Source organism: Saprospiraceae bacterium, assembly GCA_016712145.1.
Classification (GTDB): domain Bacteria; phylum Bacteroidota; class Bacteroidia; order Chitinophagales; family Saprospiraceae; genus Vicinibacter.
Genome location: JADJRO010000001.1, coordinates 365,041 through 391,319 on the forward strand (window position 1 = coordinate 365,041; position 26,279 = coordinate 391,319).

Annotated in this window: 21 protein-coding genes and 1 pseudogene; 12 read left to right on the plus strand and 10 right to left on the minus strand. The window is 34.6% G+C overall.

What is annotated here, in order from left to right:
* Positions 1–55: 55 nt before the first annotated feature.
* Entirely contained in the window at positions 56–709 is a 654-nt protein-coding gene (locus IPK91_01540) for an ABC transporter ATP-binding protein (GenBank protein MBK8295975.1), read from the minus strand.
* A gap of 180 nt (positions 710–889) precedes the next feature.
* Between IPK91_01540 and IPK91_01545 the strand changes: the two genes are divergently transcribed.
* Genes IPK91_01545 through ribB form a run of 4 tightly spaced genes read left to right on the plus strand, consistent with a single transcriptional unit; the run spans position 890 to position 4,431 of the window.
* Positions 890–1,762 carry a glycosyl transferase family 1 gene (locus IPK91_01545; protein ID MBK8295976.1) on the plus strand — a complete coding sequence of 291 codons (873 nt, stop codon included), beginning with the start codon at positions 890–892 and terminating at the stop codon, positions 1,760–1,762.
* Complete coding sequence (locus IPK91_01550; protein ID MBK8295977.1) at positions 1,728–2,108, plus strand: glycosyltransferase; 381 nt, start codon at positions 1,728–1,730, stop codon at positions 2,106–2,108. The genes IPK91_01545 and IPK91_01550 overlap by 35 nt, the downstream gene beginning before the upstream one ends.
* A gap of 14 nt (positions 2,109–2,122) precedes the next feature.
* A complete protein-coding gene (locus IPK91_01555) occupies positions 2,123–3,334 on the plus strand; it encodes a glycosyltransferase (protein MBK8295978.1) in 1,212 nt (403 codons plus the stop codon).
* A complete protein-coding gene (gene ribB / locus IPK91_01560) occupies positions 3,331–4,431 on the plus strand; it encodes a 3,4-dihydroxy-2-butanone-4-phosphate synthase (protein ID MBK8295979.1) in 1,101 nt (366 codons plus the stop codon). Before IPK91_01555 ends, ribB begins: the two co-directional genes overlap by 4 nt.
* A gap of 93 nt (positions 4,432–4,524) precedes the next feature.
* On the opposite strand, the gene IPK91_01565 is transcribed toward ribB, so the two are convergent.
* Positions 4,525–5,577 (minus strand): PorP/SprF family type IX secretion system membrane protein, encoded by a 1,053-nt coding sequence (locus IPK91_01565; protein ID MBK8295980.1) that lies wholly within the window; start codon positions 5,575–5,577, stop codon positions 4,525–4,527.
* Positions 5,578–5,638: 61 nt separating this feature from the next.
* On the opposite strand from IPK91_01565, the gene IPK91_01570 reads away from it, so the two are divergent.
* Complete coding sequence (locus IPK91_01570; GenBank protein ID MBK8295981.1) at positions 5,639–6,367, plus strand: C40 family peptidase; 729 nt, start codon at positions 5,639–5,641, stop codon at positions 6,365–6,367.
* On the opposite strand, the gene IPK91_01575 is transcribed toward IPK91_01570, so the two are convergent.
* On the minus strand, positions 6,351–7,709 hold the full coding sequence (locus IPK91_01575; protein ID MBK8295982.1) for a pyridoxal-phosphate dependent enzyme: 1,359 nt from the start codon (positions 7,707–7,709) through the stop codon (positions 6,351–6,353). The genes IPK91_01570 and IPK91_01575 overlap by 17 nt on opposite strands.
* Before the next feature lie 32 nt (positions 7,710–7,741).
* A complete protein-coding gene (locus tag IPK91_01580) occupies positions 7,742–8,542 on the minus strand; it encodes a LysM peptidoglycan-binding domain-containing protein (protein ID MBK8295983.1) in 801 nt (266 codons plus the stop codon).
* A gap of 67 nt (positions 8,543–8,609) precedes the next feature.
* Here IPK91_01580 and kdsB point away from each other — a divergent pair, with 67 nt between their 5' ends.
* Positions 8,610–9,359, plus strand: a complete 750-nt coding sequence (kdsB, locus tag IPK91_01585; GenBank protein ID MBK8295984.1) for a 3-deoxy-manno-octulosonate cytidylyltransferase — start codon at positions 8,610–8,612, stop codon at positions 9,357–9,359.
* Here kdsB and IPK91_01590 read toward each other — a convergent pair.
* Together IPK91_01590 and IPK91_01595 are read right to left on the minus strand one after the other, a co-directional pair.
* Positions 9,356–9,799 carry a cytidine deaminase gene (locus tag IPK91_01590; protein MBK8295985.1) on the minus strand — a complete coding sequence of 148 codons (444 nt, stop codon included), beginning with the start codon at positions 9,797–9,799 and terminating at the stop codon, positions 9,356–9,358. The genes kdsB and IPK91_01590 overlap by 4 nt on opposite strands.
* A gap of 54 nt (positions 9,800–9,853) precedes the next feature.
* Positions 9,854–12,406 (minus strand): hypothetical protein, encoded by a 2,553-nt coding sequence (locus IPK91_01595; protein ID MBK8295986.1) that lies wholly within the window; start codon positions 12,404–12,406, stop codon positions 9,854–9,856.
* Between the two features lie 24 nt (positions 12,407–12,430).
* On the opposite strand from IPK91_01595, the gene prmC reads away from it, so the two are divergent.
* Complete coding sequence (gene prmC, locus IPK91_01600; protein ID MBK8295987.1) at positions 12,431–13,270, plus strand: peptide chain release factor N(5)-glutamine methyltransferase; 840 nt, start codon at positions 12,431–12,433, stop codon at positions 13,268–13,270.
* A gap of 414 nt (positions 13,271–13,684) precedes the next feature.
* Here prmC and IPK91_01605 read toward each other — a convergent pair whose 3' ends face one another.
* The 3 genes from IPK91_01605 to hscA are packed head-to-tail and all read right to left on the minus strand — an operon-like array spanning position 13,685 to position 18,012.
* Entirely contained in the window at positions 13,685–15,796 is a 2,112-nt protein-coding gene (locus IPK91_01605) for a hypothetical protein (GenBank protein ID MBK8295988.1), read from the minus strand.
* Positions 15,797–15,804: 8 nt separating this feature from the next.
* Positions 15,805–16,158 (minus strand): translation initiation factor, encoded by a 354-nt coding sequence (locus tag IPK91_01610; protein ID MBK8295989.1) that lies wholly within the window; start codon positions 16,156–16,158, stop codon positions 15,805–15,807.
* A 3-nt stretch (positions 16,159–16,161) separates the two neighbouring features.
* Positions 16,162–18,012, minus strand: coding sequence for a Fe-S protein assembly chaperone HscA (gene hscA / locus IPK91_01615; GenBank protein MBK8295990.1), 1,851 nt, complete (start codon positions 18,010–18,012; stop codon positions 16,162–16,164).
* 55 nt (positions 18,013–18,067) lie between these two features.
* Here hscA and IPK91_01620 point away from each other — a divergent pair.
* The 5 genes and pseudogenes from IPK91_01620 (at position 18,068) to IPK91_01640 (ending at position 25,749) form a co-directional block, all read left to right on the plus strand.
* Positions 18,068–18,874 (plus strand): annotated as a pseudogene (locus tag IPK91_01620) (queuosine precursor transporter).
* Positions 18,875–18,882: 8 nt separating this feature from the next.
* On the plus strand, positions 18,883–19,809 hold the full coding sequence (locus IPK91_01625) for an amidinotransferase (protein MBK8295991.1): 927 nt from the start codon (positions 18,883–18,885) through the stop codon (positions 19,807–19,809).
* Positions 19,810–19,934: 125 nt separating this feature from the next.
* On the plus strand, positions 19,935–23,186 hold the full coding sequence (locus tag IPK91_01630) for a TonB-dependent receptor (protein ID MBK8295992.1): 3,252 nt from the start codon (positions 19,935–19,937) through the stop codon (positions 23,184–23,186).
* Positions 23,187–23,304: 118 nt separating this feature from the next.
* Positions 23,305–24,984, plus strand: a complete 1,680-nt coding sequence (locus IPK91_01635) for a lamin tail domain-containing protein (GenBank protein ID MBK8295993.1) — start codon at positions 23,305–23,307, stop codon at positions 24,982–24,984.
* Positions 24,985–24,987: 3 nt separating this feature from the next.
* A complete protein-coding gene (locus IPK91_01640) occupies positions 24,988–25,749 on the plus strand; it encodes a patatin-like phospholipase family protein (protein MBK8295994.1) in 762 nt (253 codons plus the stop codon).
* Here IPK91_01640 and IPK91_01645 read toward each other — a convergent pair.
* On the minus strand, positions 25,746–26,240 hold the full coding sequence (locus IPK91_01645) for a phosphoribosyltransferase (protein ID MBK8295995.1): 495 nt from the start codon (positions 26,238–26,240) through the stop codon (positions 25,746–25,748). The genes IPK91_01640 and IPK91_01645 overlap by 4 nt on opposite strands.
* Positions 26,241–26,279 lie beyond the last annotated feature (39 nt).

Consider the following 26,279-nt stretch of genomic DNA (forward strand, 5'->3'; position numbering starts at 1 on the left):
CGTGTTTTTATTAAATAGTATTATTTACTAATTCGTAATTCGTAATTCGTAATTTTTAATTTACAACCCTTCCATCCCGCATCGTTAAGGTGCGATCAGCATTTAAAGCAATTTGGGTATCATGGGTTACAAGTATAACAGTCATGTTATTTTCTGATTTTAAATTCATAATCATATTAAGAACTTGTTTTGCATTTTGTTCATCCAAGTTGCCTGTAGGTTCATCTGCCAAGAGTATTTTTGGATTATTGATCAATGCACGTGCCAAGGCAACTCGTTGTTGTTCACCTCCAGATAACTGACCTGGTTTATGGTCCATACGATTTTCCATTGCCAATTTATGAAGTAGGTCAGTTGCTTGAATCTTAAGTTCATTTTCTTTTCGTCCGGCAATTAATCCAGGCAAGCATACATTTTCAAGTGCTGAGAATTCTGGCAAGAGATGATGAAACTGAAAAATAAAGCCAATGTGTTTGTTCCTGAATTGTGCAAGTGCCTTTAATTTTAAAGAATTAAGAGCAGTACCGTCAATTTGTATTGTGCCTTCATCTGCTTGATCTAGACTGCCGATAATATGAAGTAAAGTACTTTTTCCTGCACCTGATGCACCAATAATACTGATAAATTCACCCGTTTTTACTGATAGATCAATCCCTTTTAAGACTTCCAGTTGTTGATAAAATTTCTTAATGCCCTTGCATTCAATCATTTATGAATATAGTTGAATTGTATTTAAAAATAAATTTGTATATGCAAATGTAATTCATGGTTTTACGAAATAAAAAGTATTACTAATCAGTTTAATATTGGAATTTGAATTAATGTTCAATAAAGAATTTAATTTTGCAGGTACTAATTTCACAGGTTAAGTAATCATTTCTAATTCGGGATGAGAATTCTACAATTAAGCAAGAAATTTCCTTTTCCACCCAAAGATGGTGAGTCCATTGCTATTTTGCAAATGAGTAAAGCCTTGCACAACAGTGGTTGTGAAATGAGTCTGTTGGCCATGAATACATCTAAGCATCGGGTAGATCTCACAAAAGGATTGCCAAAGGAATTGGCTTATTATGCTCGGATTGAAACAGTAAACGTAGATAATAAAATTAGATGGACTGAAGCATTTAAAAATATTTTTTCTGAGGAATCCTATCATATCACCCGATTTATTTCTGCTGAATTTTCGATAAAATTAGAGCAATTACTTCAAGAGGAGACGTATGATATCATTCAGTTGGAGACTTTGTATTTAGCTCCATTTCTTAGTATTATTAAGAAGTATTCAAAAGCAATGGTAGTCTTACGTGCCCATAATATTGAGCATGAGATCTGGCAGCGTATTGCCATGCAAGTGCCTTCACTTCCTAAAAAGCTTTATCTTAACTATTTAAGTAAGAAATTGAGAAATTTTGAAATCAAATCTTTAAATGATTATGATTTTTTGGTGGCAATTACAGATAGGGATTTAGTACAGTTTAAATCTTTGGGTTATAAAAATGGATGTTTGGCCTCACCGGTTGGTTTTGAAGTTTTAGAAAATCAAATTGATTACAGTGCTTTTAATAGACCCATGATGCTTTCCTTTATCGGATCTCTTGATTGGATGCCCAATATTGAAGCGGTGCGTTGGTTTGTTCAAGAAGTTTGGCCAGTACTAATGAATAAATTTCCGGATTTGCAATTTCATATTGCGGGTCGGAATGCTCCAAAAGATATTTCAGATATAAATCAAAAAAACATTTTTTCATGGGGAAGTTCGTGATTCAACCGAATTTCTAAACCGATACCCAATATTGGTTGTACCCGTTTTTGCAGGTTCAGGTATTCGGGTAAAAATTCTGGAAGCAATGACTTTAGGACGCATAGTGATCTCAAGCTCTATAGGTTTGGAAGGCATTAGCGCCAAGCATAAAGACCAAGTTTTTATTGCGAATAGTGTGGATGATTTTGTTGAAAGTATAAGTCAATGTAAGAATCGTTACGATAGCCTGAGACTAATAGGTGAAAATGCCCGGAATTTTGTTATGGAAAATTTTGAAAATTCTAAATTAGCAGGAAAATTGATCCATGCATACAAAAAGGCATTACATTCGCACAGCCTACTGTAGGAATTATCTATAAAATGTCTTTTTTTCTTGAACTTTTATTTGCACTATCCTGTATTTTAATACTGCATAGTTATATTATTTACCCAATTAGTTTAGTTGTCGCTAATATATTTATTCGCCCTCAAAAATCTGCTTTGGCAACAGAAGCTAAAGATCTTCCTGTTGTTTCCTGCATTACTTCTGTTTATAATGAAGCGGATATAATAGAAAGGAAAGTACATTCGGTGTTAAATTCAGAATATCCAATTGATAAAATAAAACTTTTTATAGGTTCTGATGCATCAGATGATGGATCAAATGAGCTCATTAAGGCCCTAAAAATTAAATACCATAATATTTATTTTTTCTCATTTAACTCGAGGCGCGGTAAAACGAATGTGATTAATGACTTAATAGAAGAGGCTTATAAGGTTACCCCGCAATCTGATAATCATATTATTTTGTTTACAGATGCGAATGTTATTCTGAATTCAGAAACCATTGCTATTTTGGTTTCTGAATTTATTAACCCTGCGGTTGCTGTTGTTGATTCACGTATAATCCAAAAAAATCTAAGAAGTGATGGCATTTCTCTTGCAGAAGGCCAATACATGTCTTTAGAAACTAAATTAAAATTCCTGGAAGGAAGAGTACTTGGTTGCATGATGGGTGCATTTGGAGGGTGTTTTACAATACGCTCAAGTTACCTCCAAAAAATTCCTAATCATTTAATTGTGGATGATTTTTATATTACAATGATGGCAATGATTAAAAATGGAATTAGTCTACTTAATCCGAATGCTAGCTGTATAGAAGGAATTCCAAACCAAATGCATGAGGAATTTAAACGAAAATCGAGAATTTCAATTGGCAATTTTCAAAATCTAGCCATTTTTTGGGACAGACTTTATAAGAAACCATTGCGTCTAGCTTACGCATTTTTTTCACATAAATTCCTAAGGTGGATTGGCCCTTTTCTTTTTCTTGGAATGTTATTCTCATCTTTAGGATTATGGTTATTAGGCTCCAATCAATTCGGGTATATCAACCTCTCATTAGTTGCGCTCATTTTTGGAATTCCAGTTTTGGACTTTGTATTGCAATATTTAGGGATCCATTTAAGACCGTTTCGGGCTATCAGATATTTTTTTTATATGAACCTTGCACTTTTAAATGGGTTTATTATCTATGTTTCAGGCAAACAATTAGTAACCTGGCAACCACCAAAAAGAAGTAATATATCATGATTCGGTTTAATACAATTGAAGAAGCAATCCAAGACTTTAAAAATGGAAAAATTATCATTGTGGTTGATAATGAGGACCGAGAAAATGAGGGAGACTTTATTTGTGCCGCAGAAACCATAAGTCCAGAAATTGTAAATTTCATGGCAACGGAAGGACGTGGATTGATTTGTGCCCCATTAGATGAAAAGCGAGCAGATTCTTTGAATTTACCCTTAATGGTGCGAAATAACACCTCACTTCATGAAACAGCTTTCACCGTTTCAGTGGATTTGATAGGCTATGGATGTTCAACAGGTATTTCTGCATTTGACAGGGCATTGACAATAAAAGCCTTGGCAGATGTAAAATTTGTTGATTCAGATTTTGCAAGACCCGGCCATATTTTTCCTTTAAGGGCAAAATCTGGTGGTGTATTGCAGAGAACAGGGCATACGGAGGCAGTTGTTGATTTAGCCAAATTAGCTGGAATGACGCCTGCAGGTGCTTTGGTTGAGATTTTAAATGAAGATGGATCAATGGCTCGTTTGCCAGATTTGATTGTGAAGGCTGAAAAATTACAACTTAAAATTATTTCCATCAATGATTTGGTAGAATATCGATTGCGAAGCGAACGATTGGTAACTGTTGAAAAAGTTATGGATCGAATCATTCATGGGCAAACGATGAAGCTTATACAATACAGACAAACAAATTCCGGAGACGTTCATGTGGCTTTAGTTAAAGGTCAGGGTGATCCAGAAAAAATAGCTTTGGTGAGGGTGCAACATGCCGATGTTTTTTCAGAACTCATGGATTTGTTTGTGGATACTGAAAACGCTAGTTTATCAAGAAGTTTCAAAGCAATTTCTCAGGCAGAATTTGGCGTAATCCTGCTTCTAACCAGCAAAGACCAATCCTGGCAACCATTTATTAAATTGGATCCTGCCAACATACAAGATCTACACAGAAATGAACAACAACAACGTGAAATTGGAATTGGAGCCCAAATTCTTAATGATTTAGGAGTTCGGAAAATGCAAATCATCTCTAATACACCTCGAAAAACGGTTGCTCTTCAAGCTTATGGTCTTGAAATTACAGGTTATAAATCGTTTTAGGATTATTTAAATGAAAGTTCGTCAATAAGGATCGTATTTTCAATAGTGTTAAGACTGATTCTTAGTGAAAAATTAATCTACAGCGAATGAACTTTAAAATGTTGGACAAATAAATCCCTCGTTGTCATAATTCCCTATTAGGCTTAAGCTTACTTCAATGCTGTGTGTAGGCGAAGCATATTTTGCTACATCACGGATTCCAAAATCATAATGCATGCCAATGATAAAGCTTTTAATTTCAAAACCTAATAAAAACCCTAAGTCAGCTGGGATAATGCCACCAAGATTTTTTATAAGTCTTGTATTCATACCGGCATGTATGGCCGTTTGATTTAAATTGTAAAACGATCTGCGAATACTCATGCCTAAATTTGTTAAAAAATGAGGACCTTGATTGCTGATCAATAGTTTTGGAATTAAATCTGTGAAATTATTTATTTTATAATTTGCATTTACAATTCCTGTAATTTTAATGTCTGATTTCAAGGAATTGCTTCCTGTATAATCGATATTATCAAAATCTTTATAAAAGGAAACATCTGGTCGGAAAATATGATGAATAGCAAGTCCAGATTGAAGTTTAAATTTTGATTTTAAACGAACTTGATGCTGCAAACCAATTTTTATACTTGGTTTGGAAAAAATATTTGGTGGTAAAAGTTCAGAAGTGCTGCCATTGTATTTATTTAAACCATCAAATTGATCTTCAAAATATAAATTGTCATAGTTTATGGAGCGTTGTGTAATTCCTACCCCGATGCCTAACGAAATATATTGTGAATTTGACTTATCAAGTAGTTTATGGTATGCAAGTAATATTGAAACTTCATTGTTGTTCCAATCAAATTGTTGTGCGCGGTCTGTTATAAAATAGACCGAAGCTCCAAAATAATCTGATTTAAAATTTTGAATGCCAAAATCAAATTTAATATCACCTAAAATGCAAAAGCTGGAAATGGGCTGGTCACTAAAGCCAATCCATTGATTTCTGTGAAGTACACTAACCCGGTAATTTCCAGTAAACGCAGAGGTAAAAGCCGGATTGTAATAGGGCGCAATGGTATTGAATTGAGAAAAATTTACTTCCTGACAATTTATTAACTCTGCACATAGAGAGAAAAACAGAAAAAATGAATATTTTAGCATTTGCTTAAAATTAAATCAAGTTGCAAGATAGTATTAATTTTAGTACCATTACAGATCCAAAATGTTAAGAAAAATTGCCATTCCGTTGGTCAATATTCGAAAAGAACCTTCTCATAAGTCTGAATTAATTAGTCAGTTGTTATTTGGGGAATGTTTTTCGGTAGTCCAGCAACAGGAAGATTGGTTTTTTATTAAGTCGAATTCAGATGGGTATGAAGGTTGGATGGAAAATCGCATGGATACTTTTATAGATTCCGAGGCTTTGATTAAACCTAAAATTATTACTAGTTTTTTAGCTACCGTACATAGGACACAAAATCATCAGTTTAAAATCCCAATTGGTTCGCTTGTCGATGATAATATTAGGATTTCTTCTGGTCAATCTTCTGAAGTTTTAGAAATAGCAGAAGCTATAAATTGCGTTACTGAGCAATTGGAAGGGGCCCCTTATTTGTGGGGAGGGAGAACCGGTTTTGGCATAGATTGTTCTGGATTAAGTCAATTAGTTTATCGATTCATTGGGATTAATTTACCCCGAGACGCGGATTTGCAATGTCAACAAGGCTTGGATCTGTTTTTTGGTCAGCAAGAACAGGGAGATCTTTTATTTTACGAAAACAGCCAAGGTCGAATTATACATGTTGCGATTGCAATGGATAAAGAGACAGCAATTCACGCCTCTGGTTTTGTTAGGCAGGATCGATATGACGAAAGAGGTATTTATAACGAAACGCTAAAGCGATATACACATAAATTCGCCTTCGCTAAAAAAATTATAGGGCCCGGATGATATCATATTTTGTCAATACATGAAAATTACCAAGCTGATCTTGAGTAATTACTCCGGGAATTTTTTCTGAAAAATATTTGTTTAAAGTGCTTAAAGGAGTCTGTAAGGAGACCTTCGGCATGGGGTCTGACATGATGGACCGGGCTTGTTTTTCCGGATTATTTAAAGGGTTTTCTATAATAAAATTCAATACCGTACTTTCGGAAATTGTACCAATGATCTGGTCGTTTTCCATTAGAGGAAGTTGAGAAATATCATGTGTTTTCATCATTGTAAGCACATTCCGAATACTTTCATTTGCAGAAACACTGTAAAAGCTTTTATCAGTTTTTTGTTTAATCAAATCTGAAACCAACAATTCTGTTTGAAGAAATCCTCTTTGGCGCATCCACTCATCATTGTAAATTTTACCAATGTAACGACTTCCATGATCATGAAAAATAATAACAACTACATCATCTTTCTTGAGTTTGTCTTTAAGTTGCAAAAGTCCCGCCATTGCTGAACCTGATGAATATCCCAGCAATATGCCTTCTTCTCTGGCCAACCTTCTTGCTAAAATGGCCCCGTCTTTATCACTAACTTTTTCGAACAAATCAATTAAATCAAAATCTACATTTTTAGGAAGAATGTCTTCGCCGATCCCTTCCGTTATATATGGATAAATTTCTTTTTCATCAAAGATTCCAGTTTCCTTATATTTTTTAAATACAGACCCATACGTATCGATACCCCAAACTTTTATAGCCGGATTCTTCTCTTTCAAATATTTTGCAGTACCTGAAATGGTTCCACCTGTTCCAACTCCAACAACCAAATGAGTGATTTTGCCATCGGTTTGTTCCCATATTTCAGGACCCGTACTTTCATAATGTGCCGTAGTGTTAGATAAATTATCGTATTGATTGCACCAAAACGAATTGGGAATTTCTTTGCTTAGCTTTTCGGCTACTGAATAATAGGACCTTGGATCTGAAGGTTCCACATTGGTAGGGCAAACGATGACTTCTGCACCTAGTGCTTTCAATAAATCAATTTTTTCTTTAGATTGCTTGTCAGAGGTGGTGAAAATGCATTTGTAGCCTTTAACACAAGCTGTTAAAGCAAGTCCCATACCCGTGTTGCCGCTGGTACATTCAATGATCGTGCCACCTGGTTTAATTTTACCAGATTTTACAGCGTCTTCAACCATTTTAACAGCCATGCGGTCTTTAATAGAATGGCCTGGATTAAAAGTTTCGACTTTCGCTAATACAAGGGCCTGGATATCATCAACGACTTTGTTAAGTTTTATTAATGGGGTTTTTCCGATGGTTTCAAGAATATTGTTAAAATAGTGCATAACTAAAATTTCTGCAAAGCTAAAGGATTCTCTCAGCGGTATCGAATGTTGACAAAAAATCTTTTTCCAATCACAGCTAATTGTCTGCTTACTTCAGCTGATACCAAAACTTTAACATCTTTTTCGTAAATGGGTGGAATTCTACCAATCACTTTAGCAAGAACTTTTCTGTTTTGGATTGGATTAATAATTTCTATCATCGATTCAATCTTTGCTTCATTGTGTAAAGCAAATAAGCGCCCATCTCCAAGGACAACCGATTCGCTAATTGCTACGCCTCGTGATTCCTTTGTAAAAACTTGTTCACTTGGTTTAGCTATAATCGCATTTATTTCAGCTGTTTCAGATTCGTTTTCGTGAACGGTTTCAAGAGGAAAATATCCTACTAAAATTTGCATGCCTTCTTGAAATGAAGTTTCTATTTGAGGATTTAATTTCTTAAGAATCTTTTTATCAATTTTTAATTTCCGCTTACTTAAGCCATATAAATTTTCTTTAGCCTGGACTTTGTAATAAATTGGAAACGAATTCGCTTTTTTGTCAACTATTAGTTTAGTCGGATCAAATGGAATTTTTAATAGACTGTTTTCTTTCAATAGATCATCCGGTTGAAACTGGTTAAAGCTATAAAGTGCATTGGTAGAAATATTATAGATTCGTGAAATTCTGTAAAGAGATTCCTTTTTAGTAACCTTGTGATTAAAATATAGAATTTGATCTTGGTTTTCTTCTATTTGGATTTGACTAAAATCTTCTAGTTCATGAGTAATTTGCCCATAAAGATTAAGCGTCAGAAGACATAACAGATTGAATATAAGGGTTTTATTTAACATAATGTTTTAAGTACTAACTACAAATATATTATTAAATTATTTAATATGTTTATTTTAATTTTATTTTATGGGTCTTGAAATGGTAGCAATAATACCAGCGCGATTTGATTCATCCCGTCTGCCAGGGAAATTATTGTTAAAATTAGAAGGCAAATCGATTTTACAAAGGGTTTATGAAAGTGCTTTGCAATGCTCAGTTTTAGATAAGGTATTCATTGCTACGGATAGCGAATTGATATTTGATCATGCCACTGAATTTGGAGCGGAATGTTTTTTGAGCAAACTCAAGCATGAAAGTGGGACAGATCGTATTGCTGAACTTGCAGAGACCCTTTCGGATACAAAATTTATTATAAACTTACAAGGGGATGAGCCCTTTATAAATCCAAAGCACATTGAGATTTTGTGTGATTCCATCCGTTTTAATCAGACAGATATTGCCACCTTAGCAGTTCGAATACAGAATTCTGAAGGAATTGATAATCCCAATGTAGTTAAAATAGTAACCAGTTTGACGAATCAGGCTCTTTACTTTAGCAGAGCCAGCATTCCTTATTTAAGAGAAAAGAATACTGAATCACCAAATTTTGAATGGTTGAAACACATAGGGATTTATGCCTTCAAGCATGAAGTTTTGTTAAAATTAGCCAAATCTAAACCAACAGCTCTCGAAGGGTTTGAGAAATTAGAACAATTAAGATGGTTGCAACATGGATACCATATTCAAGTTGGACTGGTAGATGCCCATGGTATTGGTATTGATACTGAACGAGATTATTTGGATGCTATAAATTATGCCAAGGAAAATAGACTTTAAACAGGCTTGAATAAATAGTCTGAATTGAAAACAAACGGAAGTAGCTTGTTAATTTCAGGAATGATGATGCTTTCATGTTCGGGATGTCCAAGTATTAATTCGATTGGGGATCCGTTGTTTTGTTCGAATTCGCACATTACTTGTCTGCAAAGTCCACAAGGAGCAATTGGGGATAGATTTTTTAAGTTTTTGTTTGCAACAGTAACAGCCATTTTAATAATTTTTAATTTTGGTTGCAAATTCCCATAATGATATAATAAAGCTCTTTCGGCGCAAATCCCACAAGGATAGGATGCGTTTTCTTGATTTGTACCTGAAATGATTTTATGATTTTCTAAAAGGATGGCTGCTCCAACATAAAATTGGCTGTATGGTGCGTAGGCATTAACCGAAGCATTCAAAGCAGCATCTAATAGTTCTTTCTGAGGTGAATCAAGCATTGACCCCCTTGAAACAAAAGCATAGTTAAATTCAATACTGCGGATCTCCATTAGTTATTTTCGAACACTAAAACTGACTTTTAAATTTTCTGTTTTGGTGCTTAAGTTAAGATAATTTAAGCCTTCCGGCAGTTCTGTAGTTGAAATATTTAGGGTATTTTTTCCACTTAATATTTCTGTTTTGTAATTTTTAAGAACGCGGCCATAGATATCATTGATTGTTATGGTTACAGACTGCGCTGCCGCCTTGTTTGTATAATCAATATATAGTGTTCCGGTTTTGACTGGATTTGGGTAGGCTGACAAACCGCTGGTTCCATCGTATGGATTATTTTGTGAAAATTGTGCTGAATACGTCCATTGATTTGTTTTTGTAACTGCACGAATTCGGTAGATAAACTCCTTTTCTTCGGATCCAAGTCTGGAATGCTTATAGGCATTATTTGTACTTGATGGTGTTTTATAAGTAAGCATGCCAATTGAATCAAAATGAATTTGATCTGAACTTCTTTCGATTACATAACGGACAATATTATTTTCGCCAGAGGCCGTAAAAGAAGTCGTATTATAGCCACCACTATAAGCAGCGTTTAATTGGGTAAAATTTACGGCATCTATTAATTTAACGTTTACACCAATTCCACTGCTTCCAAGGAAACTGCTATTGATTTCAATTGAATACAGCGTCGAATCAATTTTTGAATAAGTAAAGCCTCCCGGCATCTTAGTAGCTGATCCAATCAATACAGCGGCATCCTTTGTCGCACCTGCATGATTACTAGAAGGAGATGGGTTGGTGCTATTTGAAAGCATATACACGTTTAAATCATTTATTCCAGTTGCAAGTTTACTGGTAGAAAATGCATTGATATCATTTACTCCAAAATAGTAAACAAGGGAAAGAGAATTTTTAGGAATTTTATTTGATTCAATGGTCCAATATTTATTTAAAACATTCCAACTAGTCAAAGGATTGACATACAAGGCAGTTATAGGTGTTAATTTGTACTCAGAATAGTCTTTGGTTGTGTTTAATGCAATTTTAAGACTGCCATCTGTTAGATTGCCAATGTCGTTTGATTTTTTATTTATTGATAGAATTAACACATCATCCGTTGGATCAATGGTGTTGTTGTCAAAATAGTAATGCGTATAAATTCCATCAAAACATTCAACATTGGCTTCTATTTTACTGTTGGGTTTTGTTATTGTTTTTGTGCCAGGAGTATATGAACTTAAGCATTTGGAACTGGCTATTTTAGATCTTATTAAATTACCCGGTTCTGTCCCAAAACCTAATAAAAAATCAATTCCGGGCATACCGGTTTGGAAGCAATAACTCATAATCGTTCCTTTTTTTGGTATCCCAGGATTGCCGCAACTTCCTTCAACTTTAGCGCAATTGTCTAATGCGGCGTTATTTTTTGGCCCCCAAACACAAGCATGCGTGTGCCTTGAACCCATTATGTGTCCAAGTTCGTGCGTAGTGGCAAAAATATCCCAACTGTATATGCTGTAATTTTCAAATGTACCATTTACATTTACAAATGCGTATGAATAGGAAGGTGTGCAAAGCGTATTAATATAAGAAATACCTCCCAGACTTGCAATTTTATCTTTTTCATATCCAGAAAGCAATAGTTTAATGATCTTTTTTGTATTAGGATATCTCGTTCTAAAACTTTCTAAATCTTCGCTGGCAGTTCTGTGAGTGAATCGATCTTCGTTAGCATGAATATTTATTTGGCTAAGGGCAATAGAAATGGCTTCTTTTTTATAAAGCGTATGCACATTATTAAATAGACCCGTTACATAATTTGAAATGTTTTGGACATTCCCTTTAAATTTTAAATAGAGTGCATAATCTACATCGATTGAAATTAGTACGGATTTGCAATTATCATTCAATCGACTACTAACAGATAGCTCACTGCCTATATAATGTCTGAAATCGTCTGTATTGCATTCAAATTTTAAATTGCTAAAATCCACTAAGTTTTCATCTGTAATTAAACATAGTGCCGATTGATATTCAGAAGATCGCGTAGGGGTAATGTTTATTTTTAATCCATCTGAATTATAAGCACTCCCATAAAGTTCGTTTTCAAATATACTTAAGCTAGAAATTGAATTTGAATTGTTTTTTTGGATGCCTTTAAGATGCAATCCCCGGTCTACATTGTTTAACTTTATAATTTGATTCTCTTTTAGAAGATTTATTTCAAATTCTGGAGAAAAAAAGTTATATTCTGTATATATAAATTTGTGTGCTTTACCGTTTCCATCAGGAATTTCTGATGAAATTAACTCATGGTAATTGTTTCTTAACTTACTAATAGAATTAGTTTTTAAATTGAATGCATGTTGGCCTTTTTGTAATTGTCCAATTGGCAATTCCTTTTCAGAAATTAGCATTACTTGTTGGGGTTTTTGAAATGCTGCTATTTGCTCAATATTAAAGGGATCCTTATTATTTTGTGAATGAATTGATAGGGGAGCTATGCTAAAACTTATTAATATTACAGGAATAATCAAGAAATGTATACTAGCACCGCGTTGCGTGAATAGATTCCTTGTGAGAAGTTGAATAAGAGCTTTCGAGTTCATATTAAATATTTTAATAATATATAATTGGATAAACAAAAATTATGCCAAGTGCTATATGTAGCATTAAATAATATATATAATGCGCATGAAATCAATAATATAACTAACTATGTATGGTATGATATACAGAATAAATCCAGAGGTAAGTACTCGAGCTTAGAACATTTTTTAGAAGCTCCGGCATACAAAAATTTGATAGCCAATTTGCTTGAGAAGGTTCCTATTCAGTATGTTTTAACTAGTGCTGACTTTATGGGATTGGATTTACTGGTTACTCCGGATGTACTTATCCCAAGACCCGAAACAGAAGGTCTAGTTCAATGGATACTTGATGATCATCCTAATGCAGCACTTTTTAATGTACTCGATATTGGAACTGGATCAGGATGCATTGCATTGGCTTTAAAAAAGTTTAGACCTAATTGGAATTTATTTGCCTTGGATGTATCAGAAAAGGCACTGGAAATTGCAAGCACTAATGCTGACAAGTTAAATTTAAAGATTTCATTCATTCAGGCTGATTTGTTTGAAGATGAAGACAAGGTGCCTGTTTTTTGTAATCTTATTGTTTCGAATCCACCCTACATTTCAAAACTTGAAATGGACCAGATGGATGCGCATGTTTTATTGTATGAACCCAATGTCGCCCTTTTCCCTAAAGGGGACGATCCACTTATATTTTATAAGTGGATTGCTGAATTTGTGCAAAAGAATGCAGCTGAACCAACCTGGATCTATTTAGAATTGAATGCATTGCAATGGGAAGCCATAGAGCAAATATTTTTAAACGCATCATTTAAGGATATTGAAATTAAAAAGGATTTAGAATCGTTAAACAGGATGATGCGAATACGAAAGTTGTAATTATTACCAATAATTTAATAAACAAATTATTTGAAATTAATAATTTGAAATGAAAAATACGAATATAAAAAAGATTTTATTCTTTCTAAATTAGAATAAATTTCAAAACACCAAAATCATGTGAAATCAAATAATAAATTCCAGGGGGAAGCAATTCGACATCGAAAGCATTGTTTGAATTGTTTAGGAAGAAATTCTGACCAGAACTAGATAGGATCATTAAGTTTGTGGGAATGGATTCAACTCCAAGTAAGTACAATTTTCTATTTATGACTAGGCATTGGATGGTCTTCTTTTTTTGATGTGAAACCTTGACTGTATTTTTGTCAATCGCATCAACAGTGAATGCGCCATGACTGTGGGTAAAAATTACAAGTTCTCTTTTTAAATTGTTGAAAAGCAAATCATAAACGGCTACAAGATCAAATGGATGCGTATTATAGGATTTCCAATTGCTTCCTTGATCTGTGCTAAAAACAAACCCAAATCCGTTCCAGCGTAAAGGATATTTGAATCATTGGGATCTATGATTAAACAATGGATAGGAACATCTGGCAAATAATTGTTGTCAAGGAAATTCCAATCCAATCCATAATTGGTGCTGACCATGATACCGGGCCGGCCGTATGAGCCTAAACAGATGTAGAGTCTATTTTCTTCATTTGGGTCAATAATTATATCACGGATCATTCGTTCAGGGATCGAATTATCAATTAAAAGCAGATGTTTGCCTGCATCCTGGCTATAATATAGTTTAGTTATTTTAGAAGGTTCAATGACGGTTGCAATAAACACCTCTTTAGATCGATTTGGGTTATCAGCAATAGCTGTAATCTTTTCATTTTTATTGGAAAAAAACGTAGTATCCCAGGATGTCCCACGATTGGCAGACATAAGTAGCACATTGCCACCTGAATAAATTCGATTTGGATCGGATTTGCAAAGAATAAAAGGAGAAACAAAACCTGCCTCTTGATTTGGAGGGATCAGTTCTTCCCATTGGTTTCCAAAGTCCGTGCTTTTGTATAAGTTTTGATACTGGGATGAACAGTATATCAGAGAATCCTGAACCGGATCAAATGCATTGTATGTGCCGTCACCTAAATTCGTTACCCTCCATTGATTAACTCCTGAATAGATGGCTGACCTGTTGTCCTGTAAACCTGCTAACAAATGAATTCCATTTTTTGCTAAACTTCCGGTATAAAACTGGGAACTTAGATACCCCCCGTTGCATGGAAAGAAACTGTTTGCAAAATTATTTGAACGGTATAAGCCACCATCCGTTGCTATATAAATTTTATTTGCGTCAAATGGATTGCTGATTATATCATGCATGTCGGCATGAATTTTTATTCTCCTTAAAATGAGATTAAACAATTGATTCCCAGTTCCAGTAGTGTCAATATATAAATCAACACCTCCCATAATGAGTTGGGATGAATCGTCATCTTTGATGTGCAAACATTTGGCATACCAACCTTGATACGAAGTGACATCTTTAATTGGTGTGTAATATTTTATTGAATCAAATCGATCGGTAGTGCGGAGCATTCCAACACTTTTAAAGGCATCAGAAAAAGCTGCATATACTTTTTTAGGATTCTTTTTGTAAGATGCAAGCATAATACGACCTTCATAAAAGCTGTCATTGGGTGATTGGATTTTCTTCCAGTTTAATCCGCTATTGCTTGTTTTATAAATACCATATTCTGGACTATTTATTCCTCCAATAGCTGCATATATTATTTTAGGATCTTCTCCATCCATTAATAAATCTAAAGCCATAGGAATATCCAAGTTTATTTTCCAGTTAAGACCGCCATCAACTGATCTGTAAACACCTTGGGTTGTTGCAGCAAATACAACATTTGGATTTGTTGGATTAATTAATATTTTCCATACGGCGGTATTGTTATTTGAACTCCAATCGAGTACCAAGTTCCAGGTCAATCCATGGTCTTGACTCTTTAAAATGCCAATACCCTTTGAGCCTCTTAACGTGCGTGTTTGCAGACCGCCATCAGTTCCATTGTAATTGTACACTTCGCCAGTGCCAATATAAATTGTACTGGGTTGATTTGATTGGATCGCGATACTCGACACTGAACTCACTGGAAAATTTGTTGGAACGTAGGTCCAGGCAGTATTGCCGATCCCACCCGTGCTGGATCTCCACAATCCCGAGCCTGCACTTCCCATCCACAATTCATTTGTATCCAATGGATTTATTGCAATGCACAAACTTCTACCTGCAATATTTGATGGCCCAATAGAGTTCCATTGCGATAAGTTTCGAAATGTATTGTGTGAATTTGATTTTTTAGATAATTGATAGGTTCTGTAAAAAGTGCCATCATTTGTGTGACTGTAAGGAAAATCTTCTACCAAACTTCTGAATTGAAAATATTCAAAAGCTTCTTCATTAACTTCAATTTCATGGTTCTGATCTTTCGAAGAATGGTGAGCACATGAAAATGATAAAACAATTCCAATTAAAATAATTGTAGTGTGTAGTTTAGCCATAAATAATTTTATCCTCCACTTCGTTTTGTGTTTTTATAGCCCAACGCTATTAATATATTTATAACTTTCTCAACCTGATCCCCTTGTATGATGATTTCATGTTCTTTGACACTTCCTCCAACACCGCATTTTTGCTTAATTTGTTTGCAAAGTTTTTCGAGTGTTTCATCGGTTTCTTCCAAGCCAAATATTCTACAGACTGATTTTCCGGCTTTAAGTTTTGAATAGCGTTCAACGCGAACTTTTTGCAAATTTTTATTTACAAGATCCGGAGTTTCATCTTCTTGTATAGGAGGCCCTTCTTTATTGGTTGAATACGCCAAGCTTAAATCCTGTAATGAGTTCAATGTTTTTTTCTGCATATACTAGATCTTGTTTACAGAACTCCCACTTAAAGAATTTTTAATTTGAATGTCCATGATTTTATGAGCAATTGGAGCTGTAATCGTGTTAAAAGTGTTAATGCATTGATCAATTTCTTTTTTAGAATCAGTTGCCAACACTTGAATTAAGTTATTTAGTTGAAAATTCATTAATTCCAATTCATCAGAATCTAAAATCGTTTTGTTTTGATTAATGAACCGTTTCGTGTTCAATATGAGATAATTCAATTCATTTATACTGTCTAATTTTGCTTTGTTATTTGCATCTGATTCAGCATTGGTTATGGAATCTTTAAGTCGTTGTTGAATTTCGTCATCGGAAAGTTTCAAAGAGGAGCGAATTTCAATTTGTTGTTCAATACCACTTCTGATTTCTTTTGCGCTTACACTTAATATTCCATCAGCATTTAAATTAAATTTAATTTCAATTTTCGGAAGACCTGCCGGCATTGGTGGGATATTATTTAAAATAAACGTTCCCAATTTAATGTTGTCCTGGACTAAATCTCGCTCACCCTGATAAATTGTGATTTTGAGGTTTTTTTGACCATCCACAGAAGTCGTATAATTTCGAGCAAGTTGAACTGGGATTTTCGAATTTCTTGGAATGATTGTGTCCATAAGACCACCCAATGTTTCAATCCCAAGAGACAAAGGATTCACATCTAAAAGCAACCAGTCGTTTCGGTTGCCTTGTAAAATTTCAGCTTGAATGGCAGCACCTAATGCTACCACTTCTTCCGGATTTAAAAAATCATTGATAGGTCTGTTAAAATGTTCAAATAATTTTCGTTTTACCAAAGACAATCTTGACGAACCGCCAACTAAAATAATTTCATCAATTTCCTGTGAACTTAGACCACTGTCTTTTAATGCCAATTGGCAAGATTTTATGGTTTTATTTATCCAATTCGAAGACAATTGTTCTAAATTTTCTGTGGTTAAGCTTAGTTCAATCCCAAGCCAGGTTTGTTTAAATAAATTATGATCTAGTAAAAATATTTTTGCTTGTTCAGCAACGGTTCGTAGAGCGGCCTTGTTTTCCGGACTGGAATCAATTTTATACAGTGTTTCCCAATAGCGTACAATTTCCTGATCAATGTCATCACCTCCTAACATATTGTCACCATGGGTTGATAAGATATCAAACACGCCATTTTCTATTCTTAAAATTGAAACATCAAAGGTGCCGCCTCCTAAATCGTATACCATGATATGTTTTGTTTGGTTTGGGTCTATTCCCAAGCCATACGCCATGGCAGCAGCAGTCGGTTCGTTTATGATTCTCAAAACATCCAGTCCAGCTAATTTACCGGCTTCCCGGGTAGCTTGTCTTTGATGGTCATTAAAATAAGCAGGAACGGTAATAACTACTTTAGAAATGGTGCATTTTAAATAGTTTTCTGCGTTTAATTTTAATTCTTTTAAAATGAATGAAGACAAGGCAATTGCGGTTATTGCCTGTGAAGCTACTGGTATAACAATCTCATTGGTATCGGGTTCTTGTTGTACAGAATAGGAAAGTTTGGAATGCGTGTTTATTAAATCCTGGTATGATTTGCCCATAAATCGTTTAAATGAGTAAATCATGTTCATAGGTGCTTCATGCATCCTGGTTAAGGCTTCATCACCTATAAAGGCGGTGCCCTCCTTATTAAACCAAACTGCGGAAGGCATGCTTTTTTTAGCTTTATCACCAATTGGAATAATGGTCGGCCGACCCTCCAAAGTGCAAGCAATCAAGCTGTTCGTTGTGCCTAAATCTATGCCAACTACAAGATCTGTATTGCTTTTTAATTTTCCGGTTTTAAAATCAATAGAAATTTTAGACATTTATAAGGCGATTCTGGCAATTAAACCTATTAATTACAGGATTGTTTAGGCTTGCATGAAAAACCAGCATAAAAATAAGGCTACCAGACTTTTTATTATTCTTTCGGCAATATTTATTACAAATGCCCTAATAGCTGAATTTATTGGTGTTAAGATATTTTCACTGGAAAAGTCTCTAAATCTTCCATTAAGTTCTTTTAACTTCTTTGGGCACAAAGATTTATCATTTCAGTTGACTGCAGGCGTATTAATTTGGCCAGTAGTATTTATTATGACTGACATAATAAATGAGTATTTTGGGAGACGTGGGGTAATTAGGCTGAGTTGGTTAGCTATTTTTATGATTGGGTATGCGTTTCTATTTGTTTATTTAGCTATAAACTTAGTGCCGGCTGATTTTTGGCCAAGTTCACATTTAGATTTTATTACCGATCCTCAAAAGAAAGAACAGCTTTCGAGTGAGGTTTCCAATTACAACACTGCATTTTCGCTCGTTTTTGGGCAAGGGTTAAAAATTATTGTAGCTTCAATTGTAGCATGTATCATCGGTCAGATTTTGGATGCATTGATATTCCATAAAATTAAATTACTAACTGGAAACAAAAGTATTTGGTTACGCGCAACTGGATCTACTTTAATTTCTTAATTTTTTGACAGTTATATTGTTCTGTTTATTGCGTTTTATTTTGGAGCCAATTGGCCAATATCACTGGTTTTAGCAATTGGTACCGTCAATTATATTTATAAAGTTTGTATGGCCATTGGCTTAACTCCTGTAATTTATTTGATTCATTCAATAATACATCGCTATCTTGGAGATGACTTAAGCAATGAATTGAAGGAAGATGCTATGAAATTATAAATTTATCTATGAAACAACAACTAACAAATCGCATTTTCATGGTTCGTCCGAAGCATTTTGGATTTAATCTTGAAACTGAAGCCAGTAATAAATTTCAAAAAAATATTTCGATATTAAACGCTGAAGAAATCCGTGATAAAGCGCTTCTTGAATTTGATAACATGGTAAACACCTTGACAACAAAAGGGGTGGATGTCGATGTATTTGAAGATCTACCGGATACCATATTGCCTGATTCCGTTTTTCCTAATAATTGGATATCAACTGAAGAAAATGGGACTATTTATACGTATCCAATGCAAGCTTTAATTCGTAGACAGGAGCGCAGGGAAGATATTGTTGAAAAATTAACTGAGAAGTATCTTGTAACAAAACGCTACAGTCTGGAATTATTTGAAGAACAGGAACAGTATTTGGAAGGTACCGGTAGTTTGATATTGGATAGAATTCATAAAATAGCCTATGCGTGTTTGAGTCCAAGAACCGATCCGAGGGTCCTTCATAAATTTGCCTTATTAAGTGGATATCAAACTGTTTTATTTAATGCAGTAGATGCCCAAAAGAATGAAATTTACCACACCAATGTAATGATGGCTATGGGTTCAGACTTTGTTATCTGTTGCATGGAATCTATCCCCGAGTCGCAGCAACAAAAGTTACTGGAATCATTTTCTCAAACTGATAAGGAATTGGTTGAAATTAGCTTTAGTCAGATGAATCAATTTGCTGGAAACATGTTGCTATTAAAAAACCATAAGGGTTCTCCACTTTTAGTTTGTTCTGAAAGCGCCTATAATTCATTAACTCGAAACCAACGTGTTCGTTTTGAAAAATCTGCAGAATTAGTAGTAATTCCATTGGATATTATAGAAACAGTAGGAGGAGGGAGTGCACGCTGTATGATAGCTGAAAATTTCCTTCCAGTACACATATAAGGCCATATTTAGTTGATTAACAGGGCGGTAACATATAAATTATTATTTTATAATAAAATAATATAGGTGTAGGATTAGAATTTTAACTTTGCTTGAATTTAATCCTTTATTCTAAACCACTAATTATGAAACGAAGTACAACAAAGTCTGTATTCATTGTTTTGTGCATTTTAACAGTGAAGCTTCTCTGTACAAATTCTATGTTTGCACAGGGCACAACAAATGCTCAGATTTTAGGAACGGTCACAGATGCTAAAGGCGAGCCTTTAATAGCGGCAAGTGTTCAAGTTACACATCTTCCCTCTGGTTCAATTTATGGCGTTTATACGCGAGAAGATGGGCGTTATAACATTCCGAGTTTAAGAGTTGGAGGTCCTTATAAAATAACGATCACCTATGTCGGATATAAAAACCTGGAAGAAGAAGGTGTTTTTCTTTCATTAGGCCAGAATCTTAGATACAATGCTCAATTGATAGAAGAAGCCGTTGTTTTAGGTGAAGTTTTGGTCACTGCTAAAACCAACGACATTTTAAATTCAGAGCGAACAGGAGCTGCTACTAATATTAAAAGAGAAGCCTTGGAGGCATTGCCATCTTTAGGAAGAAATTTAAATGATTTCATTCGATTAACTCCTCAAAGTCGGGTTTCTTCCGTTTCAACAACTACTGCACCTGGTACCTCATTTTTAGGGAATGACAGCCGTTTCAATAATTTAAGTCTGGATGGTTCGATTTTTAACAATAGTTTTGGTTTAGCATCAACTCCGGGAGGGCAATCCAATGCAACTCCAGTCGGTTTGGACGCCATCGAAGAAGTACAAGTGAATTTAGGAGCTTATGATGTGCGTCTGTCTGGTTTTACTGGAGCAGGCGTAAATGCTGTTACAAAATCTGGTTCCAATAAATTTTCTGGAACAGCCTATTACAATTTAAGAAATCAAAATTTTGTAGGAAATAAAGCAGACACATTTAATGTAACGGTATTAGATTTTGATGTCAAACAGTTTGGTGCCAGTTTAGGTGGTGCAATCGTTAAAAACAAATTGTTCTTTTTTGTTAATGCCGAAGGAGAACGTAGAGAAGATCCATTGCAGTACCGCGCACAAAGGCCGGGTGAATCCGTTGGAGGCTCTATTACAAGAGTAAAATCAACAACGATGGATAGTCTGCGTCAATTCCTGATCGATAAGTACAACTACGATCCAGGAGTTTATGATGGGTATGCATTGCAAACATATAGCAACAAGTTATTGGGAAAAATAGATTATAATATCAATAAATCCAATAAGTTAAGTTTTAGATACAATTATTTAAGATCGTATCGTGATGTATTGGCAAGTGGTTCTGGTGCAGCGGGATTCAGAAATGGAAATTTAAACAATTTGAATTTTAAAAATACCAATTATATTATTAATAATGATATTCATTCAGGTATTATAGAATTAAATACCTTGTTTGGTTCAAAAGCATCCAATCAGGTTCAAATTGGATTTACTGCAAATCGGGATTTTAGAGAGAGTCCGGGCTCTGTATTTCCATTGGTAGATATCCGTGAAGGAAATATCACCTATACTTCGTTTGGGTATGAACCATTTACACCCAATAACAGGTTAGATGCAAATACCATACAAATTCAAGACAATATTACCTGGTATTTGAATGGCCACACGGTTACAGCAGGATTTAATTTTGAATCATTTGATTTTGAGAATACATTTACTCCCACCTGGTATGGAAAATATACGTTTGCAAGTTTGAATGATTTTTACAAATCAGCAAATGGCGAAACAGTGACTTTGCCAAATTATGAGTTGGGCTTTTCAATTTTGCCAGGGGGGCAACTACCAATTGATAAAATTACCATTAAACAGCCAGGTATTTATTTCCAGGATAATGTTTCATCTTTAAATGACCGGTTGAACGTAACTTTTGGATTTCGTTTAGACAGACCTCATTATTATTCTGGATCAGCATACCGAAATCAATTAGCAGCTACTTATAATTTTAAAGACGCTGATGGAGAAATAATTCAATTTGAAACGAATGTTTTGCCTAAATCAAGAACGTTATTCTCTCCAAGAATGGGCTTTAATTACGATGTAATGGGGAATAGGAAGTTGCAATTTAGGGGAGGTATTGGCGTGTTTACAGGACGTGTTCCTTTTGTGTGGATTTCAAATCAAATAGGAAATAATGGAGTGACTAAAAACTCAATTAATTCTAACAATACAAATAAATATCCTTTTTCAGATGAAGTGGATAAATACGTTCCTGACAACCCATCAGCTGCACCTAATTTTAATTTAGCGGTTACAGATAAGAATTTCAAATTGCCACAATTAGCTCGGTTCAACCTGGCTGTTGATTATTCATTGCCTTGGGATTTTGTTGCCAGCGTGGAAGCAATTTACAGTAAAACGATTAACAATGTGACTTATGTAAATGCAAATCAGGTAGAGCCAAAAGTGAATTTAAGTGGTGCTGACAGCAGACCTCTATTTCCAGGTGGAAATTCAAACAGATTGTATGCAAATGTATCTGATGCCATATTGCTGAAAAATACTTCTGAAGGGTTTGCTTATAGCTTATGCCCTAAATTAGAAAGACAATTTAAAAATGGGCTTTATGCAATGGCAGCCTATAATTTTTCAGAGGCAAAAGACATTATGACTGCAGGCTCTATTGCATTTAGTTCCTGGCGTGATCAAGTTACCGTAAATGGCAATAATTTGCCTAATTTAGCCTATTCCGATTTTGATCAAAGACACCGTTTTATTGCTGCATTGTCTTATAAAAAATCATACTTGAAGTCTATTTCTTCTCAGATTTCAATATTTATGCAATCGAGCAACCAATCTCGCTTTAATTTAGTGACTGCGGGTGATTTAAATAACGATGGACAATCAGCTAATGACTTGATGTATGTTCCAAATGAAGGAAGTGAAATTCACTTTAAAGACGCTGCGACAGAACAAGAGCAACGGGATGCATTTATGAAATTTGTTAACAATAATGAAGAATTGTCTAAGTACAAAGGAAAATATTATGAGCGCAATGGAGGTATTTTACCTTTTCTAACCACTGTGGATTTATCATTCATTCAGGAATTTGGGTTGACTGTTGGACAAAACAAGAATAGAATCCAGATTCGGGCAGACATCCAAAATTTCTTGAATTTAATTGATCCTTCATTAGGAGTTGGGGATCAACTGATTTCGTCTTCCCCTTTGAAGTTTGAAAGTAGGGATGCAGCCAATATTCCATATTACACATTCACTAAAGTAAATGGAAAGTATCCGGAAAAATTAATTGTTAAAAGAGCAAGTTTGGCCGATGTATATCAAATCCAACTAGGAATTCGGTATATATTCAATTAACACAATCAGAGCTCCTTATAGAGTTCATTGTAAAAGACAAAAGGCAGGTTTTAGTTAAAACCTGCCTTTTGTCTTTTTATTAAGCTTAAATTCATTTATATTTGTAAAAAATAGAAGTATGAAACGGATCATGCTGGTACTGTCCTTAATAAGTATGTTAACGCTGGCAAATAGTCAGATCGTAATTAACGAAATCATGTTTAACCCCCCTGAAAGCGGGACGGATAATTTAGAATATATAGAATTTTATAATGCTGGAAACCAGGCTGTAAATCTAAAGGATTATTCTATCAAAGATGCAGTTGTCATAACTTTTCCTGACACCACAATGGCTCCAAATGCATATTTTATTATTTGTGTAAATTCCTTAAAATTTGATTCTGTTTTTGGATTCCCTGCCCTTGAATGGACCAGTGGGGGCCTAAGGAATACGGATGAAGTAATTACTTTACTGGATGCAAATCAAAATCCTGTAGATAGTGTTCATTATTTTGGTTCATGGAATACAAATGCAAATGGCAATGGAGCCAGCTTGGAATTGTGCCGTGCCAACATAGATAATAATCTAGAAAACTATTGGGGTGCTTCAAAAAATGCTGTTGGAGTTGAGATTAATGGCAAATTTCTGTTTGCAAGTCCTAATGCTGTAAATAGTGTTTCTTGTGCAGATTACACAATCAATGCATCTGATTTTAAATTTGATCCGGATACTATAGAAATATTTGTTGGTGAAAAAGTGGAATGGCTCAATAAAGGTGGACACCATAATATAAATGGAAGTAAATCGGTATTTACTGCAAACCCTGAATCTTTTGGAAACGGATTGCCTTCTACTGCTTTATGGTCATACATTTATAAGTTTAATCAACCAGGCATTTATAATTATCAATGTGATGTACATGCATCAAATGGAATGAAAGGTACCGTTAAAGTTAAAATTAAGGATGACCTTTATCCCTCATTGCCAATTGGAATAATAAGTTCTACTGATTTTAATGGCTTAGCAGATAGTCTAAATAGAAGATACAGTTTGGAAGGGGTTGTTTATGGAGTTAACTTGCGTCCAATTGGTTTGCAATTTACTTTGATTGACCAATTCAATGATGGGATTGCGGTTTTTTTAAGTTCTGGAAATTTAGCTTACACCGTTACAGAAGGGGATTTGATTCGTATTAAGGGTCTTATAAGCCAATTTAATGGTCTTATTCAAATGATACCGGATAGCATCACAAAACTATCAGTTGGAAATTCACTTTTTCAACCCACAGTTGTAAATTATTTAAATGAATCAACTGAATCGCAGTTAATCCAAATGAAAAAAATGGAATTAGTTGATCCAGGTACCTGGTCAAATAATCCGCTAGGTTTTACAGTAAAAGTTACCGATGGTACAAATACCTTTGATATGCGCATAGACAATGATGTTAACATCCATGGGACTTCAGCTCCGGTCGGCAAATTTGATTTAACCGGATTGGGTTCCCAATTTGACGCAATCAATCCTTTTCTTGAAGGCTATCAAATTCAACCCAGATATTTAGCTGATATTAAATTAATTGTTGACGCAAATAATCTAGACAACGAATCCGTAAAGATTTATCCTAATCCAGTGGAGAATTTAATTTATTTTAATAAGAATGCTCTTTTAGGAAATGAAGCTTCTATTTACAATGCTCAGGGTAAATTGATACAAAATTTAAAAATTCAGAATCCATTAAAACTAGATCTTTCTCCGGGAGTTTATTTTATGAGTATAGCTGGTGAAAAAACTTCGCGTATTCGTTTTATAAAATTATAATACATGCGGATTGGCCTTTGCCTCTCCGGCGGTGGAGCGAGGGGGATTTATCATATTGGTGCCCTCCAATTTATTAAAGAAGCCGGCATTGAATTAGCTATTATATCGGGATGCAGTGCGGGCGCTTTGGTTGGCGTCCTATTCTCTGGTGGCGTTTCCCCTGAGACCTTACTTAATTTATCGATTAAAACAAAATGGTTTAATTTTCTGCGTCCGGCATTGCCAAATAAAGGGTTAATGGATTTAAATTATTTAGAGCAAATTTTAACACAAAACCTATACAACGATACATTTGAAAGTCTGTCAATTCCTGTAAAAGTTATCGCCACAAATTTAATTGCTGGTAAGCTTAAAATTTTCGAAGAAGGTTCTGTGATAAAACCAGTTCTCGCATCTTGTAGCGTACCGCTTCTATTTAAACCCGTTGAAATAGAAAATGAACTGTACCTTGATGGTGGCATATTGATGAATTTTCCAGCATCAGTAATTCGTGATCACTGTGATATATTAATTGGAGTGAGTTTAATGCCTGTCCAAATCGTCAAAGCAGATGAAATTAATAACAGCTTTAAACTATTGACCAGAGTGCTTGAATTATCAGTTCAAAATAATTCAAAATTACAAATGGGGTATTGCGATATTTTGATTGAGTCTCCCAAAATAAGTCAATATTCTAAATTTGACTTAAACACAGCCGAAGATTTGTATAAATTAGGATACCAAGCAGCGAGAGAAGCACTTGAAGCAAAATTTAATTCCCTTTAATTTAGGCTAACCTTCCAATCATTGGCAGAATCCAGTGCCACTTCAATATTATCTTTCAAGGTAGTAGCCAATTTCATTCCTACAAAATCTACATGGATCGGAAACCCTTTATGAGTACGTTCGATCAATACCGCTACTTCCAATTTCTTTGGGACGATATCCATGATCGTTTTAAAAGAATAAAACAGGGTCCTCCCTGTGTTTGCAACATCGTCCGTAATTATAACAGATTTGTTTCGAAGCAACGAGGAATCAACGTTTAGGCTGATCGGGTGCTCGGTAGGCTGGGCCGGGTTAAGGTGTATATGAAGTAATTCGCATTGAATTGGAGATAACTCACTGATTTGCAAGCTCAAGAGTTTGGCTATTTCATACCCTTTGGTATTGATACCAGCCAGGAATAATTTCTTTTCATCAGAATGCCGTTCATAAATTTCTATGGCCATTCGTTTGATTTTTTGTTTAATTTGTTCCTGATTTAGAATTATCATACTGATTTGATTAAAAGGTAAAAATCCCTAATTTTTGTT